Source organism: Sphingobacterium sp., assembly GCF_039596235.1.
Classification (GTDB): domain Bacteria; phylum Bacteroidota; class Bacteroidia; order Sphingobacteriales; family Sphingobacteriaceae; genus Sphingobacterium.
Genome location: NZ_JBCNKE010000003.1, coordinates 563744 through 580012, shown reverse-complemented (window position 1 = coordinate 580012; position 16269 = coordinate 563744). Strand labels below are relative to the sequence as shown.

General features: G+C 41.0%; 12 protein-coding genes. 3 read left to right on the top strand and 9 right to left on the bottom strand.

The window, feature by feature from the left end:
* The first annotated feature begins 174 nt into the window (after positions 1 to 174).
* The gene (locus ABDW32_RS09760) at positions 175 to 1056 is read left to right on the top strand and encodes an AraC family transcriptional regulator (protein ID WP_343561843.1); all 882 of its coding nucleotides are present in this window, start codon (positions 175 to 177) and stop codon (positions 1054 to 1056) included.
* On the opposite strand, the gene ABDW32_RS09755 is transcribed toward ABDW32_RS09760, so the two are convergent.
* The 9 genes from ABDW32_RS09755 to ABDW32_RS09715 form a co-directional block, all read right to left on the bottom strand.
* Positions 1043 to 1438, bottom strand: coding sequence for an L-rhamnose mutarotase (locus ABDW32_RS09755; protein WP_343561841.1), 396 nt, complete (start codon positions 1436 to 1438; stop codon positions 1043 to 1045). The two genes, ABDW32_RS09760 and ABDW32_RS09755, sit on opposite strands and share 14 nt — an antisense overlap.
* A 139-nt stretch (positions 1439 to 1577) precedes the next feature.
* Positions 1578 to 3137 carry a sodium/solute symporter gene (locus tag ABDW32_RS09750; RefSeq protein WP_077436682.1) on the bottom strand — a complete coding sequence of 520 codons (1560 nt, stop codon included), beginning with the start codon at positions 3135 to 3137 and terminating at the stop codon, positions 1578 to 1580.
* Between the two features lie 23 nt (positions 3138 to 3160).
* Entirely contained in the window at positions 3161 to 4333 is a 1173-nt protein-coding gene (locus ABDW32_RS09745) for an enolase C-terminal domain-like protein (RefSeq protein ID WP_343561837.1), read from the bottom strand.
* Entirely contained in the window at positions 4330 to 5226 is an 897-nt protein-coding gene (locus ABDW32_RS09740; protein ID WP_343561835.1) for an aldo/keto reductase, read from the bottom strand. The genes ABDW32_RS09745 and ABDW32_RS09740 overlap by 4 nt, the downstream gene beginning before the upstream one ends.
* Before the next feature lie 31 nt (positions 5227 to 5257).
* Positions 5258 to 5794: an RNA polymerase sigma-70 factor gene (locus ABDW32_RS09735; RefSeq protein WP_343561833.1), complete on the bottom strand. Its 537-nt coding sequence runs from the start codon at positions 5792 to 5794 to the stop codon at positions 5258 to 5260.
* Between the two features lie 259 nt (positions 5795 to 6053).
* Complete coding sequence (locus tag ABDW32_RS09730; RefSeq protein WP_343561831.1) at positions 6054 to 7880, bottom strand: glycoside hydrolase family 97 catalytic domain-containing protein; 1827 nt, start codon at positions 7878 to 7880, stop codon at positions 6054 to 6056.
* Between the two features lie 134 nt (positions 7881 to 8014).
* Positions 8015 to 9628 carry a glycoside hydrolase 43 family protein gene (locus tag ABDW32_RS09725; protein ID WP_343561829.1) on the bottom strand — a complete coding sequence of 538 codons (1614 nt, stop codon included), beginning with the start codon at positions 9626 to 9628 and terminating at the stop codon, positions 8015 to 8017.
* 94 nt (positions 9629 to 9722) lie between these two features.
* Positions 9723 to 12170 carry a hypothetical protein gene (locus tag ABDW32_RS09720; protein ID WP_343561827.1) on the bottom strand — a complete coding sequence of 816 codons (2448 nt, stop codon included), beginning with the start codon at positions 12168 to 12170 and terminating at the stop codon, positions 9723 to 9725.
* 46 nt (positions 12171 to 12216) lie between these two features.
* Positions 12217 to 14208, bottom strand: coding sequence for a DUF5054 domain-containing protein (locus ABDW32_RS09715; RefSeq protein ID WP_343561825.1), 1992 nt, complete (start codon positions 14206 to 14208; stop codon positions 12217 to 12219).
* 449 nt (positions 14209 to 14657) lie between these two features.
* Here ABDW32_RS09715 and ABDW32_RS09710 point away from each other — a divergent pair, with 449 nt between their 5' ends.
* Positions 14658 to 15233: a Crp/Fnr family transcriptional regulator gene (locus ABDW32_RS09710; protein ID WP_343561823.1), complete on the top strand. Its 576-nt coding sequence runs from the start codon at positions 14658 to 14660 to the stop codon at positions 15231 to 15233.
* Between the two features lie 115 nt (positions 15234 to 15348).
* Positions 15349 to 16044, top strand: a complete 696-nt coding sequence (locus ABDW32_RS09705; protein WP_343561821.1) for a type 1 glutamine amidotransferase domain-containing protein — start codon at positions 15349 to 15351, stop codon at positions 16042 to 16044.
* The last annotated feature ends 225 nt before the right edge of the window (positions 16045 to 16269 follow it).

The following is a 16269-nucleotide window of genomic DNA, read 5'->3' as shown; positions in this document are numbered from 1 at the left end:
TAAATAGCGAGAACCACCAGTAATTTGCTCTTTTGTAATGTTTTTTTGCATTAAACATTTTACATACAAGATGCGCTAATTTTATACTTTCATATTTTTTTTTCTTACCTTTAACTACATTATGCAACCGGTTGCTACAAATTATGATTTTTAAACCTATTTGAGGCTTTTATTATGATGCAGCATATTTATGAAAACTTTACTTTCCCCCCGGATCAGTCGTTTACTGTCCGTAGTGAAGAACTGGAAATCAAAAAATACACTTCATTAAAGTCACATCTCAACTTTGAGATTGTCTTACTGGGCAACTGTATGGGGAAACGGTTTATAGGCGATCACATTGAGGATTTTGAAGGTGATGAATTGGTATTGTTAGGAAGCTATCTTCCGCATTGCTGGCAATATTACAATACAATCGATAAGGATAAACCCGCTACGGCATCCATCGTGCATTTTTATCCTGATTTTTTGGGTAAAGATTTTCTGACCAAGCCCGAAGCAATTCTTCTGAATCAATTGTTTATCAATGCTGCAAAAGGAGTGCTATTTTCTGGACCAATAGTTAGACAGGCAAAAGATATTCTCAATGAGATGTTGGTTGCCACAGGGCTGTCCCGCGCAGTATTGATGCTACAGCTCCTAGACAAACTTGCCTTATCCAATTCCTATAAGACATTATCTTCACCATCTTTCAATATCATTGAAAATTCGACAGATGCCAATCGTATTAACCGGGTTTTCGAGTATATATTCAAGCATTTTAGAGAGGATATAACGCTACAAGATGTAGCCTCTATAGTGCCCATGTCTTCCTCAGCCTTTTGTAGGTTCTTCAAAATGCAAACCAACAGAACCTTAGTGGATTTTATCAAAGAAATACGCATTGGTCATGCGGCAAAATTATTGATGGAAGGAAAGTACAATATTACGGAGACCTGCTACAAAAGTGGGTACAATAATATTTCAAATTTCAACAAACATTTTAAAGATGTTAAGGGGAGTTCACCCCGGGATTTTCTAAAGCAATATCGCACACCAGAAGCTATTTATGTTTAAATTCATAAAATAGATTCGTTGCGGCCCATTTTTGTCCGGCTGCGGTACCGCTGACACCTTGTTGATAGGCATCCATCAACGCGTTCCATTCGGCGCATTTAGGACTGTAGGATTCAGCAAGCTTACCCATCTGATCAAGGTTGGCACCCACTGGGACACGAACTGTCATGACAATGAGCTTATCGAAACGATATAATGCGATCCGTTCATAGCCTGCTTTCTTAAAACCTGCCTCTACTTCTGGCCAAACATGACTGTGGTAAGTTAGATATTCCTTTAATTTTTCTGGATTGTCGACAATATTGACAACAAAGACATGCTCTTCATATTGCGGCGGTACATTGGGTTTTGACCCCTCCCCTTTGCACCTAACAAATGCCATTGAAGTGCATAATATAATTAAGCGAACCAACATTTTCATCTTCACTTTCGTTTAATATTTTTACTAAATGAGCTTTCTTCCATTCAATCTTTACTTCGCCATGTTATTCATTGGCTAGTGATATTTTCCACGAATAAGGTCAATTAAAATAAATATAAATCATGATCATGACGAAGGCCAATCCAGCCCAAGTCAACCAAACTGAGCGAGATTGACCAGACTCTTTTGCATTCGATCCATCGAATAAGGTCGGCAGCTCCGAATTTACAGTGGATTTGGTCAAGAAAGATACCACCACAATGATCAGACTCAAAGCTACAAAAATATAAAAAGAAAGCATCAGAAAATGTGGCCAGAAGCCTCGGTATGGATAATTTAGGACATGACAAACACCCAGAATCAAACAAATTAGACCACCTCCGTATAAGACAACTTCGGCTGCTGTCCCGTTAATTCCACGCCAGATCACTCCCCATAAAAAAACGACGGCCAAGGGTGGTGCCAAAATGGAAACCAAACCTTGCGTTAAGTCAAAAAAACCTTTTCCAGAATAAGAAAATAGCATCGCTATGCCAATTCCCACCAGCGCAACTAGGACCGTCACCCATTTTCCCATACGCCGCTGCTGATTATTATCCAACACTTTAAATTGCGGAACAACATCTAACGTAAACACGGTACAAAATGAATTCAGGCTTGATGATACCGTATCGACTAAAGACGCAATCAGCGCGGCTATGCTCAATCCCAAAAGACCATGTGGCATCAATTGTTTGATCATAGTAATGTAGGCATTATCCGGAGCAGTATCCTTAAATAATACGAAACACATGATACCAGGCAAAATAAATATAATCGGCATGATAATCTTAAGTGCACCGATAAATAAAGCGCCATATTGCCCCTCTTTTAAATCTTTCGCAGCTAAAACCTTCTGTACGATCGTCTGGTCAGCACACCAATAATATATGGCTACGACAGGATAGCCCAACACGATGCCAACCCATGAATATTCGGGATTTGAAGCAGGTAGAAATAATTTCCAATACGATGCTGGAGTTTGGTTGATCAACGCATCGAGATGACCAATCTTCTGAAAACCAAGGAAGGTCAAAATAATCGACGATACAATAATGATAATGGACTGGAAGACACCTGTACGGACAACAGCTTTCAATCCGCCTATGGCAGTAAAACTTGTTGCGACAATACCAATAATGACGATTGCCGTAAATAACTGACAGCCGAAAATACCTGAGATAAGCAGCCCTCCAGCATACAGGGCGCTGCCCAGCCACACGACTAAAATGGAAATCAGGCTATAGACGATTAGAAAATTATAAGACCTTTTGCCAAAACGAATCAGCAAAAATTGCGGTATAGTACTAATCTTGGTTTTTAGATAATAAGGCAAGAAAACCATGGCCAATAACATCAGAAAGATCCAAGCCAATAATTCGAAGTTACTCGCAACAATACCATGCGAAAAACCAATGCTGGCAAATCCGATTAACATCGTTGGTCCGGCATTAGCTCCAAAAATAGAGAATCCAATCTGCCACCATTTTAAGGAACGCCCCCCCAGAAATATATCCTGTTGATTTTTCTCTTTTCTTGAAAAACGAAAACCTACATATAAAAGAACTAAAGCATATATTGTTAAAACCAGGTAATCAATATAATTAAATGTTAAATTCATAATCAGGTCCGCTTTTTATTGTATTACATACTGACCAAAGGATTGTACCCCGGGACATCCTGCTTTAACCAGACCTGCTCCCTAAGTACCTTATTTTCCTTTAGGCAATAATCCCAATTGATACGTACGGGCAATCCATCCGATTCTGGTAAATGGAACTGTCCATTTTCCAATGATGGTCGAATCAAAAAATACTTTTCCAAGCCATACATCAGTGAATACAGGTATTCTATCATGCCGGTTTCTTTGGCTGTAGTCATTAAAAAGCTCGAATATAAGGAATAACCGCCAGAAGATAACTGCAAATTGCGATCCGCACATAAATCCCTAACTTCCATCCATTCTTTTATTCCACCAAATTGGGTCGGAACGGGCTGTAAATGTTTTATCCCACAATTGGCAAGCATCGGAAATATTTTAGAGGTCCGCTCAGATTCGCCATAAGCTACGGGAACTGACGTACGCTTGCACAGCTCCTCAATCTGATCATAGGCCGCTGAATGTAACGGTTCTTCGAGCCAAGCCAATTCATCCTCACCAATAGCATCCAAAAATCTAAATACCTCTTTGCAAGACCATATCTGATTGACATCCACCGCTACCCGCATGTCTTTTCCCGCCATTTTGCGCACATGTTTTACACGTTCGATGTCAGCCGCCAGATTTGTACCGAAGTCCTTTCCAATCTTCATCTTATAGCAATCCACTCCAGCATCCAAAAAGAGCGCAACTTCCTTTTCCAGTTCCTGTAATGTATAGTTAGTTCCACCACCACTTCCATAGATTTTTACGCGGTTCCGATTGCCACCGATATAACGATATAATGGTAGATTACGACGCCTGGCTGCCAAATCGTATAAAGCCATATCCACCTGTCCTAAAAGAGCTGATGCCGCACCTTTAAACCCTTCATTTCGAATAGACCAGTACAACTTAGGAAAAAATTCTGCATAGGTTAAACCTTCACAATGGAACAATATGGGAAATAGGCAGGTTTCCAAGATATTGGTATAACTATTATAAACAGGTGCTTCTCCTACAAATCCCTCAGCATCTTCGATGCGAATAACTGATATGCCAAAACTTGGAAATGGCCCCATCGTCGCATCCTGAAAAGGAGTTATGTTGGCAACAGGTTCCAAAACTCGAATACTGACTTTTTGGATATTAAAAATCTCCTGATCTATTCTATTCATTTATTATCATTAAACGTTTGAAGGATTTCGTTATAAATATTGACTGGCAGCACGCCTTGTTTGATTGCGTCTAAAGAATTCTGCAGCTGTTGCCTGTTAGCTGCCCCCAGGACTATTTTGAATACAGCATTCATATTCAATAAAAACCGTAATGCGAGCACTTCCAATGGTAAATTATGCCGTTCTGCAATAGCCTGAATTCGTCGCGCTTGTTCAACCGTCCCAACGTCGAGCCATTCAGGTATACGCTGTGAAAACTCCTGAAACTTACAACCTAAAAGCCCCATATTCAGTGGACTCGCCGCACAATATTCCGTTTGGGACTTTTGGCATATCGGTATACTATTTTGGAGCGCCTCTATACTACATGCGTTCAGCTTATTATACTCCATAAGAATATCAAATCGACCTTCTTTCAGAAATGGTAGGAACCAACTAGGGGGATTTCCGCCGATGCCAATTTTTTTGGCCAATCCTTGTTCTTTAAAATGCTCTATAGCTGAAATTACCCTTTCAGCGTTATCTACCGTCAATACTGCAGGTTCATGTAAAAAAAGTACATCAACAGTTGATACCCCAAGTGTCTTTAAACTTTCGTCTACACTACGCTGCATGCCAGCAGTGGAGTAATCGTATTTAGCTTCGGTAGCGACATAACTTTTTAATCGGCCAACTTTTGTGCTAATTAAAGGTCTTTCACCGGTCCATAGTTCCAGAGCCTGCCCAACAATGGACTCTGCATCTCCATAAGCCGGAGCGGTATCCAAAGCATGTATACCATGAGATAATGCTTCATGAATTGCCTGTATAGATTCTTCAGGATCTACGCCCCCCCATACACCACCCAATCCCGCTGTACCTAATATTATTTTATCTATTCCCAGATTACCCATCGCTTTTAGTTGAATTATAAGATCTAAATTACTAAGAAGCAACCATATAATCTTTAAGATTTACAGTGAGAACTTTTAATGCTTTCGTAATATGATATTCCACCCCTTTTAGCGAAATTCCCATTTGTCGAGCAATGTCTTTACCACTGATGTATTGATGCCGGCTCAGTTCAAAGACTTCCCGGGTCTTAATGGGCATTGTGTCCAACGCCTGCTCTGTTATTTTCTTAATTTCTTTCAGAAAAATTCGCTCTTCATTTATTTCATTGAGATTATTGATCTGCAATTGCAGCTCCCATTCGTTCCAACTATCTAATGGTTCTATCAGTTGACGATGGATTCGTTGGTGTTTCAAATAGTCTAAGGCCTTATTTTTTATGACTTTTAACAAGAAACATCTCGGAGACAACAATGTTTCTTCTTGCATACGTTCCCATGTTGCCATTAAGGCATCAGCTGTAATATCTTCCGCAACAGCATCAATGCGAACAAAAGATTTGGCAAACAAAAAGGATCGTTGATGATACTCTTTAAATAATTGATCAAAATGCTGTACTATCTGTTTCATTACATAATTAGGTAATAGGAAAAGTCAAATCATTTCCCATCTATTTTTATGTAAAGTTTAAAATCTACCAGCGACACAACTAGGTCAAATTTGACCATTATCGGTGTTTTATTTGCAAGGCTATTCTTACATACGACTTTCGATGAACAATACTCCTCCTACAAATATCACATCCATTCCAAAGAATAGGTAATGAAACAAAAAACAGCTGCGAACAAAGATGTCCGCAGTTGTTTTGAATTGTTAAGGTTGTAAGTTCTTACTTTATTTTATCCAGGATCAATACCGCACCAGCATCGGGCTCTAATGTTATGGTAAAAACCTTGGACGTAAGTCCAAATTCTTTCTTATCAACCACATTTTTTCTGAGTGCCTGTGCATCCTGACTCCACAATTGCGCTTTGAAACGATCAGGTGTTCCAAGAAAGGGAAGATCAATTTTCATATCCTGTTTTATCTTTGCCCCAAGCATAGCAATATACCAGCGATTACCCGAGCGACGTGCGATAACACCACATTCACCAATGTCCGATTTGAGCACTTTAGTTTCATCCCATGTGACAGGGAGGCCACGATAGAATGCTGCCGCATTTTCAGACTCATCGATCAGCGTTTCGTGCTCTCCTCCCGCTCCTCCGGCTTTATGTGGTGCATCCGCCGGACGATCGTACCAATAGATAAACTGCCATGGACTGTACAACATCACTGCTTTAGCCATTTGGGCAGCCTTTCCCCCCATTTTGGTATTTACGCGAACAGCATGATAACAGTTGGTATAATCACCAGCACCTGCAATAGCACGTGTAAACATTGTGATCAAACTCTGTTCAGAACTTGGTGATTCTTCATCGCCACGTATGCCTTCTTGCGTAATGAGATTGGGAAAAGTTCGTGAATACCCAGTAGGTCGGTATTCATCATGTACATCAACCATTAACTTGTATTTAGCAGCCTTGCGGATTGCTTCGTGCAACCAAACCGTCGCCTGTTGCCCACCGACATTGACAAAACCAAATTTAAGTCCTTTGATACCCCATTTATGATAGATCGGCAAGATTTGGTCCAATTGCGTTTCCAAAGCTCTTTTATTCACATATAGTAAGATGCCTATATTTTTCTTAGCAGCATAGTCAATAATTTGCTGCAGGTCCAGAGGTCCTTTTGAACGTGCCGGATCAACATTTACGCTAGAAGCATCAGATGATGTCGATTCTTCGGGCCCATACCATCCCGCATCAAACTCAACGTATTCAATCTGATTTCGGGCAGCGAAGTCAACGGCAGCAACCCCACCGGCAGTCGTTAATGTTACTTCACGTAACACTTTACCCGGTTTTATCCAAGAAGTATCTGCGATTTCGTTGGACTTATTTAAATTAAGGATGAAGTAGTTGTTTTCAAGCAGTTCCCCCGCTGTCTTTCCAACCATAATATAACGCCATGGGCTCTCATAACCTGCTTTATCCAAGGCTACGGGTCCGGATAATGCAGATTGAACGGTATAACTTTTCGAATCACCTCTATAAGTAAACTTCATTCGTGAAAAATCCACCAAAGCTGCCTCCCCAATGGCCATAAATAAATTTGGTGCTGGATTAACCACCAAAGGTCTTTCAAACTCTCCTTTAAGCTGGCTTAATGTCGTTTTTGTGTAAGCGCTCTGCGCTGCGCCCGCGATCCAAGTTGTGGCGTCACTGCCAAATTGGAAAGCCGTTTGTTCAGAATTGATAACGGATCCAGCAAAATCATCGGCGTCAAAGCCGTATCTTAATGCGATCCCTTCGTCGTACAAGCGAATATAGAGCTGCATATTTTTATGATTTCCACTGGACTGTAATTGTAACTCAAGTTCATTATAGTTGTCTTTGATAGCGTTGCGCTCACCAAAAAGAGGTTTCCATTGATGACTTACAGCCCGTTTATCGCTCTTGATCAGCTGCCAGTTACCTTGAACTATATCTTCGGTCCAGTCAAAATTTAAGATCTTGATGTCCGTCAACCTTTGGGAGGCTGAAGATAAATGTATCTTATTGTTACCCGAAGCAAGATGGACCTCGGCCGATAGAACCTTATTCGGGCTTTCCAATCTTAATTTTTGACCTTGCACAATTATAGTACAGGATATAAATAAGGTTATTAAAATAAATCTAAACATACATTAGCATTGAATATATTGATGTACATTTCTAATAATAAAAGATTCTTAATGTTAAGACGTATTTACTTATTGGTAAATCTAAACCAATTAAAGTCAGCATAACCATCTACTCCTTCTGCCGTTTTACTATAGTTGAACAATGCAAAACGATTTGCTGTCCAAGGTAGCCCCAACTGCATCTTTAAATCATTTCCAATAGCATAAAAGTTCTCACCATCGGTGCTATAATAGAATTTTGCTATAAACCCCTTATCAGTAACACGTGCCCGTACCCAAAGTTTGTCACCTTCAAAGTTCTCTTTACTCTCGATAATCTTATCATCATTACTCATGATAATTTTACGTTTACCGTTAACCTGCTCCACAGCCACAAAAGCATATGGGAATTCAAAAACACCAAATCCAGCCACATTGCCATTTTTTAGTCCTTTCAAATCGATTTCAACAGTACCTTCCGAACTTGGCCCCTGCACCCGTTGTGTTAACGTATTACGGGCAGTTTTTAAAGAATCTGCTCGAGAAGCATGCAAACGCATATACCCTTTTCGTTCCCGAAGGGACCACTTGCTATTGTCAGGGTTGTGATTCCATTGCCATTGCAATCCTAGTTTTGTACCATTGAACTCATCAGTCGTAGCTGGAGTTTTTATTGGGTAAGTCTTTCCCACATTTGGTTTCTTGTAAGTAATCACGTCCTTGTTACCCGTTCCGAGCATAGGCCATCCATCCTCCCATTTGACAGGTAAAAGATGGGGAACCCGACCTATCGCACCACGATCTTGCATAATAATAAACCACCAGTCCCCGTTTTTCAATTGCACCATTCCACCTTGGTGCAGGCCGTTATCAGGATAGGAACTGTTATCATTGAGAATCAATTTATGCTCATAAGGTCCATAGATATTATCTGAGCGCAAGCAGATCTGCCAGCCCTGTGTTCCACCCGCCGGACAGGTGATATAGTACTTGCCATTGATCTTGTACATATGTGCTCCTTCCATTCCAAAATGACCACCAAGCTCGTTCGCGTTCTTAAAACTGCCTTGCCAGATTTTGACTTTATCACTCTTGACCGATTTAACATCTGCATTCAGCTCTGTTAGGTATAATGTACCTTGACCATGTACAACATAAATTTTACCGTTATCATCAAAGAACAATCCAGGGTCATACAGATATTCGGGAAAGATCGTTCGCTTCCATGGTCCCTCTGGCTTATCCGCTTCGCAGATCGAGAAGTTACCCTTTTCACGTCCCCAACCATACGGCGTACAAAATCCAGCATAGAATTTCCCATTGTGATGCTTTAAAGTTGCAGCCCAAGAGCCATTGAGATACAATGTACCTCCTTCCATATTGTAACGGGGGTCTTCCTCATAATGATCCACGGCATAACCTACCATTTCCCAATTGACCAAATCTTTGGATTTTACAATCGGAGCACCTGGTACATAGTGCATGCTCGTTGAGATCATATAAAAGTCGTCGCCCACACGGATTACATCGGGATCTGGCCAATCGCCCCAAAGCAAGGGATTGGTAAAGGTTCCATTGCCATTATCAGGGCTCCATACCTGCTGTGCCGACGTCTGACCAAAAAGTGATAATGTCAATGCCAAGGCTAGCCCCAACTTCGTGGACAGCTTACCATAGCGCTTCGTTATAATTGTATTCATCTTAGAGTTATTCGCTTTTATCAAGTACAAAGCAACTTCAGTAATCTATCCCATACTGCAATGCTCGCTATATTCATGATAACTATTTGTATTTTTATTTTTTTACTAAATTCAACGGTTCTCCTGTCATACGGGTATTATACCTTACAATGACTTCCGGTTTTTCCTCGCCGTTCGTATCACAAGAAAATGCTACTGCGGAACCGCCTTTTGGCAGCACAGCGTTTCCTTCTACGGACAGATCACCAATAAGTCGATAATTCTTGTCTGTCAATGTTGCCTTTCCTTTATGGTCTAATAGGATATATTGATCTTTTTCCAGTTTACCCAGGATTTTGACAACTCCCTTATCCGTTTTAAAAGATGGATTTTCAATGGTACCATCTCCTTCAATTTTCATACGTAAGGCAAAAGTGCTTTCTTCTGGCGACTCCCATGACCAGTCTGCTCCCCCGGGTTGTCCCGGCTGCATCGAAGATAGGTCACAATGGTATTTTTTAGAGACAAATAATGGATATAACATAAATTTCGTCTCGTCAATCTTCTCCAAATGCCATTCGGTCTTTGGATCCTTCAACCTGAGCTTTTGTTCGGCCGTAAATATATCCGCAAGCCGCAATTGATCCCAATTCTTCATGCTTTCTAATAACAGGTCTATCTGTCCATGTTGTTGCAAAGTTTTCATATCAATACTCATGGCGTACCCTGAGTCAAAACCTGCAGATTCGGAGAGTGCCCATTCGAGATCCTCGAGGGAAGTGGCCTCAAATTTACGTTCCGCTAAACGTACCAAAAACCAACCCAGCATTCGCGGAAACAGATTCCGCTGAAAGTAATCCTGATTTTTGATTCGATTTTCTACCTGCCCTGCGCGCATTTCTTCTCCCCATGGCTCCCCCCAGTTCATTCGCGTATGAATATGCCATAGGTAATGATCGAGACGACTGGCATCGTTGATAAGATCAGTCTTGTTATCAAGTCCTTGATAAAAATCAGAAACAAATTTACCTGTTGCATAGTAGTCCTGACCTGTGTACATGCACCCCTCAAGACCATCAAACGAAATCTGTTTAATACCCGTTTTATTGAAAATAGCGGCTAATCGTTTAGCGTATTCAGCTTGAAGGGTCAAATCAGGGAATAATGTTTTGTATGGATAATCCCATAATTTATAGACTATATTCTCCTGTCCATGACTCGCCCTTTGTGTGCCAAAAGCCCCACGCACACAGTTTGTCAATACCCATTGTTCACCCTTTTTCTCGGCCTTACCATAAGTAATCAGTTCGTCTTCAATCTGAAGTGTGTTGAGTGTAAGCGGTAGGGAAAATAGTTCACTTTGCTGAACAGCAATTTCTTGTTGATTCGCATCCAATGCCCCAACAACTTTCAATTCACCTTGTTTTAGCAAATGCTTACTCGGGATCGGTGTCACATAAGGATCGTTTGTTGTCGTAAAATTTGACAAAGTATGGATACCGATATTGATGCCCTGTTGCGCAGCCCTGTCCACCAGCTTCTTCATACCCGCGTCAGCCTCGGCACTCAATTCTTTGCGCCATTCAAAATGCCCCCAGTTCAGGAAGGGATCGGGATGGTATAGATTTTTAAATCCGGCACGTTTTGTTTTTTCCAATGCAAAATCCAGATTGTCAGCTGAGAAATTGGTGATCAGGTATGAACGCATGGCATTACGTGATACCTTAGCCCATTCACCGGCAATCATTGGATGAGGTAAACCCTGCTCAACTTCTACTCTTCCTATACGCGTTAAGATCTGGCTTCTTTTATCTCCGAAAAGCGCCACTTTGGCCCCTGCGATCAACCCATCGGCACCTTCGACAGGCAAAGTTACCATATGATTTAGGCCTTTGACATTATGCACTTCTTTGGTATTTCGGTTCTTGGCCGACAGCTGAAACACTGCTCCGTTCCCGGCATCCACAGCAGCAAAATGACCAAAAGAAATACTAGCTACCGAAAGATTACTATTCTGCCCTTGATAGTTGAATGCTTTACTATATGCTCCAATATAATCCTCCGGTATACCCGCAACAGTCTTTACATGCAGCGCCTGCATACCAAATGCGAGATCCTCTCCCTGCGCGACACCCACCACTTCACCCACTACCTCATGAAGTTTGATCTTAACCGGTCCAAACACCAACAACTTATAGGCAGGAGACAACTTTAGGACTTCATATGTAATTGCTTCCTTCTGCTGGCCAACTCTCAGTTCCACAGCCTGGCCATCCTCCATCGTCAATGAAAAATGGTCACCATTCACTTTTAATGCCTTCGGTTGTATAATTTTTTGGTCCTTATAAACTGATACGATTGGATATCGGCCCAATTCCAACAGCTCTTTGCCATCTACTTTGATCGAGGTATAAAAGCCTTGTTGATCGAAGCGCACTTGTGTTAAAGTCGTTTTTAGATCCTGTGCCCATGTAGGGTTTCCAAATCCCGAAATCAATAGGCCAACTATACAGGCAATAGTTTTCATTGGGTATAATTTGATTGTATTTAAATTTCTATTCATTCATTTAATTTCCATTGGATGTATACTATCCTTTTACTTGACCTTCCTATGGAATCAACTCAACATCGAACCGATAGGTCACTGTCCCACCAAACCACATGCTAAAGTTTGTTCCCCAAACATTGTTATATAGACAAAAATGCAGGCCTTCACGTAAATCAGGCTGATCTGTGGAATAATTCAACAAATCCCGTTTGCCGATTGCTACCAGCAGCGCATCTTTGCTATGGATGCGAATTTTACCTGCGTTTGTCACAATATCCACATAATGATCCAAGCCATGTAGCTGTCGATTACCACCTTCAACCACATCCAACACCCGAACGGGCTGCCCCAGCTTCTCAACAAGTATGTCCACAACCCGCTCTGGGTAGAAACTTAACCAATAGGCTTCCGGAAGACGATTGGCCGGTTTGTCGACCAAGGTATAACTTAACTGAATATGATTCGTTTTTTCATTAACGTGATAAGTGCTATAAACCTGTTTGGGTAGTACTGCCTGTTCAATCTTCCCTAGAGCAGTAAAGTCTAGCTGGCTATAAATTTCATTTTTGCTTTTAATATATTTAGACTTTTCAAGAGAGGCCGCTAGCGTACGACTTTCGGACATTTCGGGTGTTAAACCCGGTTTGCCAAAATCCCGAATTGCCCAATCCACTTTTTGAGTGATATAGGAATCCCTAAAACGTTCAAAATCCTCAGTCGAAAAGCTTTGATAACTAAGTTCTCCCATTTTCATTCGAAAACCCTTTTTATTCAGTTGGAATGTCCCATCTTTACCAAGTTGTTGCGCAGCATCCACCCCTTCAAAATTAGGTTTAGGAATCGATGCCAATTGTTGTAAAACGCTCTCGGCCTCAGTACGCAGGTCTTTAGGCAGAAACTTTAACGATTCATTTATATGGGCTTCTTTTTCCGCCCATGACGCTTCTATTTTTTTAAATTCAGGTAAATTTAGGGCTTGATTGAAATCAGCAAAGCGATAAGTATCCCAATGTTGGAGGTGAGTTTTCACGTCCAGTCCCCAGGTATGTTCTGCCACCAGACCAAGATTAATGGCAAATCGAATAGCAACATCGCTATTGGGATTTATACGTCCATCCTTAACCCAGGTTTCGTAACATCTAGACAACGCTCTAAAACGAGCCATCATCAAGGGTGAACTTCCAAAGCCATGAATCCATGTATCGCCAATTTCCTGTGTCATCAAAGGAAGTTTGTCCTTCATTGGACGCAATACATTAGCAACATCACTCAGGGTAGAAGCATGTAATGTAGCATTTGGATAACGCTTCTGAATCGATGCATAAATTTCCTTAACTTGTTGTACCGTATGTGGCCCATGATTATCTCCAGTAAAGGCAATGACCATGGCAGTCTTTCCGTCGGGCAGGATCATATCGCTACCATAATCTTTTTGGTACATTAATGTCACTTCACTGCCATCGGGACTCTTCCAACGACATAGTGCAGGGACATTAGGAACCTTACTTGCAGGGTTCACACCGATCTGTAGAAAGTCAATGCCATTATTCTTCAGTAAAGGAACAATGCCTCTTGTATGTCCCGGAACATCAGTCATCTTCGCAGCCTTGGTTTGTTTACCAAACTGACGATCCAATTTTCGCGACAGCTGTAGCATTGTTCCAAAAAGAGCTTGGTTTAAGGATTCCGATTCAACAGTGTAAGGGATTGCATTCCACACAATATCTCCACGGCGGATTGCAGCTTCCAATTTCATCTTATTTTCTGGACTCGCCCGCTCCAGATAGGTGGCGATCAACCAAGAGCCCGTTGTCCAGACATAACGCTCTTTGGCTCCTGAATTTCGAAGCTCTTCAGCAACTGCAATGGCCTTTGGAATAAATTCGTGGATATAACGTTGTTCCACAACGGAACTAAGTTCGGTAAATCCAATATCCAGGTGCGTTTTAAAGATCAGGTGTACCTTTTGGACAGCATCATTTTGCTGCTGCCCAAAAGCAAAAAAAGAAGTCAGCACCAAGAGACAGGAACAATAAAATTTTCTATGTTTCATGGATAATAGTAGGTTTATCTTCTGTCAAAAATCGTTTATTCTCAAATAATGACGATTGAAATGAAGTAATCCCTAGCGGAAAATCGAGATTAATAGAAAAAATATTCCTCTATCGAGAAGTAAATAGCCGGCTTACATCAAATGAGGATAGAAAATAAAAAATCTTAATAAAAAAAACACCCGATAGCATGGGGTACTCCGGGTGTTTTAGCCATATTATTAACCTATTTTATGAAAAGTGCCCTTGAATGGGCAACACTAAAATAGAAAATAACTTTGTATAAACAAAATAAAATTAAAAAAAAATCAGATTTTTACTCTTCGCTAAACCGGTTAAACATCAATCTGACCAATCATCTCATCTTCTATATGCCTGCCAAGGCAGGTACCTAAATTAGGTTCAGATTAGGGGATTTTCCTTAATTTTAGACCATTAAATAAGATAAACTATGACCGGGCGCGAAATTCTTAGGCAACATATCGATAAAACCATTCAGCTGAATGATGAACAATTTGATTATTTCTTTTCCTTTTTCAGACCGGTATCTTTTAAAAAGAAACAATCGATTATCACTGTTGGCGATACGGTAGACTGCGAATATTTTGTCCTCAATGGCTGTTTAAAAACTTTTGTGGTCAACGACGAACAAAAAATGCATATTCTGCAGTTTGCAACACAAACCTGGTGGGCATCGGATTATAATGCCTTACTTAACCATACGAAAGCGACGGTCAACCTGGATTGCATAAGCAATGCGGATACGCTTTGTCTATTTGATGAGGACCGTGAACGTGTATGTAAGGAAATCCACGAGGTTGAAACATTTTTGAGATGGCGTTCAAATAGAGGCTATATCGGTTTACAAAAACGGATTCTGTCTCTGCTCAACAATGACGCCCGCAGTCGTTATGAGGAACTGATGCTGCAATATCCCGAACTTTATAACCTTGTTCCCAAACATTTGATCGCAGCCTATCTGGGGGTTTCCAGAGAAACGCTCAGCCGGCTCTATCATAGTAAATAATGTGATCTATATCACCAAAACAAACCATTCCTTAAAATGTGATGTATATCACATAAGGGTCTAATGATTTATACCCTACTTTGTGTTATCATTTAAACAGCTAAATTTTTTTAAAATGAAAAAAGAGAATTTAAAAGTATTGGTCGTTTTGACATCACATGACCAACTGGGAGATACAGGAGCTAAAACAGGTTTTTGGGTTGAAGAGTTTGCTGCTCCGTACTATGTTATGGCTGATGCTGGCATTGACATCACCATCGCTTCTCCAAAAGGCGGGCAACCACCTATAGATCCCAAAAGTGCACTTCCTGATTTTCAGACAGCGGCCACAAAACGCTTTGATGCAGATACGGAACTTCAGAACAAACTGGCAAACAGCATTGCCCTAACAGAAGTTAATGAGCAGGACTACGACGCGATATTCTACCCCGGCGGCCATGGCCCGCTTTGGGATCTTGCCAATGACAAAACTTCGATTGCTTTGATCGAATCATTCTGGAAACACAATAAGCCTGTAGCAGCAGTATGTCATGCACCAGGTGTTTTCCGGTTTGTCAAGAATACCGATGGCAGTCCTTTGGTACAGGGCAAAAACGTAACGGGCTTTTCCAATTCAGAGGAAGAAGCTGTACAGCTGACCGACGTCGTCCCTTTCCTAGTGGAAGACGAATTGGTCAAACTCGGTGGACACTACAGTAAAGCGTCAGATTGGAGCAGTCATGTAGTCAAAGATGGTAAACTGATCACAGGTCAAAATCCCGGCTCATCGGAAGAGACCGCAAAAGAACTATTGGCCCTATTGGAGCAATAACGCGCTATCAATTAATACAATTTTGCCTTTTTGAGAGCTATAAAGCAGTATTAGCTTATAGCTTATGCAGGTAACATAATTTGAAAATCCCATTTTAGCTTTCTTAACAGCTAAAAATGGGGTTTTATCGGTTATCATTTCTCCCCATCACTTCGGAATATGAATTCATAAGCCATTACATGAAGCATCAGTCACAAGACGATCAATATCTATCTAATGACCACC

Excerpts from the sequence above, each read along its gene's own strand:
- ABDW32_RS09735 (WP_343561833.1), bottom strand. The coding sequence starts at position 5,794 with ATGAAACAGATAGTACAGCATTTTGATCAATTATTTAAAGAGTATCAT.
- ABDW32_RS09760 (WP_343561843.1), top strand. The coding sequence starts at position 175 with ATGATGCAGCATATTTATGAAAACTTTACTTTCCCCCCGGATCAGTCG.
- ABDW32_RS09710 (WP_343561823.1), top strand. The coding sequence starts at position 14,658 with ATGACCGGGCGCGAAATTCTTAGGCAACATATCGATAAAACCATTCAG.
- ABDW32_RS09755 (WP_343561841.1), bottom strand. The coding sequence starts at position 1,438 with ATGGCATTTGTTAGGTGCAAAGGGGAGGGGTCAAAACCCAATGTACCG.
- ABDW32_RS09740 (WP_343561835.1), bottom strand. The coding sequence starts at position 5,226 with ATGGGTAATCTGGGAATAGATAAAATAATATTAGGTACAGCGGGATTG.
- ABDW32_RS09750 (WP_077436682.1), bottom strand. The coding sequence starts at position 3,137 with ATGAATTTAACATTTAATTATATTGATTACCTGGTTTTAACAATATAT.
- ABDW32_RS09715 (WP_343561825.1), bottom strand. The coding sequence starts at position 14,208 with ATGAAACATAGAAAATTTTATTGTTCCTGTCTCTTGGTGCTGACTTCT.
- ABDW32_RS09725 (WP_343561829.1), bottom strand. The coding sequence starts at position 9,628 with ATGAATACAATTATAACGAAGCGCTATGGTAAGCTGTCCACGAAGTTG.
- ABDW32_RS09745 (WP_343561837.1), bottom strand. The coding sequence starts at position 4,333 with ATGAATAGAATAGATCAGGAGATTTTTAATATCCAAAAAGTCAGTATT.
- ABDW32_RS09705 (WP_343561821.1), top strand. The coding sequence starts at position 15,349 with ATGAAAAAAGAGAATTTAAAAGTATTGGTCGTTTTGACATCACATGAC.
- ABDW32_RS09720 (WP_343561827.1), bottom strand. The coding sequence starts at position 12,170 with ATGAATAGAAATTTAAATACAATCAAATTATACCCAATGAAAACTATT.